This window comes from Arthrobacter sp. HMWF013 (assembly GCF_003061105.1).
GTDB lineage: Bacteria > Actinomycetota > Actinomycetes > Actinomycetales > Micrococcaceae > Arthrobacter.
In genome coordinates this window covers 1-1,352 of the sequence record NZ_QAIQ01000713.1, presented here as the reverse complement: position 1 = coordinate 1,352, position 1,352 = coordinate 1, and the positions used below count along the sequence as shown (strand labels likewise).

Below are 1,352 nucleotides of genomic sequence, written 5' to 3'. Positions count from 1 at the left end.
CATCATCACCCTGAACCCGGGCGATGTCATTGCCACCGGCACCCCCGGCGGTGTGGGCCACGCCCAGGATCCCAAGCGCTACCTCCAGGAAGGCCAGCTCCTGGTCACCACCATCGAAGGCCTCGGCCAGCTGAACAACCGCGTGGTCAAGGAGTCCTGATGGTCGCACGCCACGACCAGACGACGGACCCGCAGCTGCTCGAATCGCTGCTGCAGGCCCGCCGCGGGACCGCGTTCTTCGCCCGCAAGCTCAACGAGCTCTCCGACGCGGACCTCGACGGCCCGTCGCTGCTGCCGGGCTGGTCCCGGCGGCACGTCACCGCGCACATCGGCTACAACGCGCGGGCCATCGCGCGGCTCATTGAGTGGGCGGCCACCGGGGTGGAAACACCCATGTATGCCTCCACGGAGGTCAGGGACCACGAAATCAATTTCGGGGCCACCCTGCCGCCGATTGCGCTCCGGCACCTCTTTGACCACTCAGCGGTGCACCTGAACGTCGAATGGCGGGACCTGCCAGCCGATGCCTGGCACCACAAGGTCAAAACGGCCCAAGGCCGGACCGTCCCGGCGGAGGAAACCGTCTGGATGCGGACCCGGGAAGTCTGGACCCACGCCGTGGACCTGGACAACGGAGCCACGTTCTCCAATATCCCGGTCCCGGTCCTTGCCCGCCTGCTCCAGGACATCACCTCCGCTTGGGCAACCCGCGGTACAGACGCCGGGCTGCTGATCAAGGTCACGGACCAGCAACCGCAGATGGCGTTCGGCGACACCGGCGCAGACGCGCCGGTGGTGATCGCCGGCCCACTCGCCGGCGTGGTCCGCTGGGCAACCGGCCGCGGCACCCACGCCGTCACGGCAACCCAGGACGGGGCAGCACTGGGCACCGTTCCCGCAGCCCCGAAATGGATCTGATCCAGCCACTGATCCGGACTCGGCCGGCCATGGCCTGTCTGACAGGGCTGCCTGACAGGGAAGACCACCTCGACCGGGGTGGTCTTCCCTGTTTGGTTGTCCCCGGTTAGCCTCGGACCATGGACCAGGAAGCCCTACGGCCAGCCATCGCCTGGTTGGCAACGTCCCCGGAGCCGGCAGTGCGCAGGGCGGTTCAACAGGAGTTCCTTGGCCAACCGTGGTCCGGCGGCTCCGTAACCGGCGGCAGAATTGTTTCCACGCTGCTCGCCGGCCAACTGCCCGATGGCAGTTTCGGCGTCCACCCTTACCGGAAATGGACCGGCGCGCATTGGCGGCTCGTCTCCCTCGTGGACCTGGGCATCACGGAAGCAGACGCACCGTCAATGCTGCAGGCCGCGGGCCCGGTGCTTGATTGGCTGCACAGCGACCACCAC

Annotated in this window: 3 protein-coding genes; all 3 read left to right on the top strand. The window is 67.8% G+C overall.

Features of this window, described 5'->3' with window-relative positions; genetic code table 11:
* Positions 1 to 160: fumarylacetoacetate hydrolase family protein (locus tag DBR22_RS23080; protein ID WP_146187640.1), on the top strand; the 160-nt coding region annotated here is incomplete at its 5' end.
* A complete protein-coding gene (locus tag DBR22_RS23075) occupies positions 160 to 918 on the top strand; it encodes a maleylpyruvate isomerase family mycothiol-dependent enzyme (protein WP_108600891.1) in 759 nt (252 codons plus the stop codon). The genes DBR22_RS23080 and DBR22_RS23075, both read left to right, overlap by 1 nt.
* 119 nt (positions 919 to 1,037) lie before the next feature.
* Positions 1,038 to 1,352, top strand: a 315-nt coding sequence (locus tag DBR22_RS23070; RefSeq protein ID WP_219928161.1) for a hypothetical protein, incomplete at its 3' end; no start/stop codon positions are given.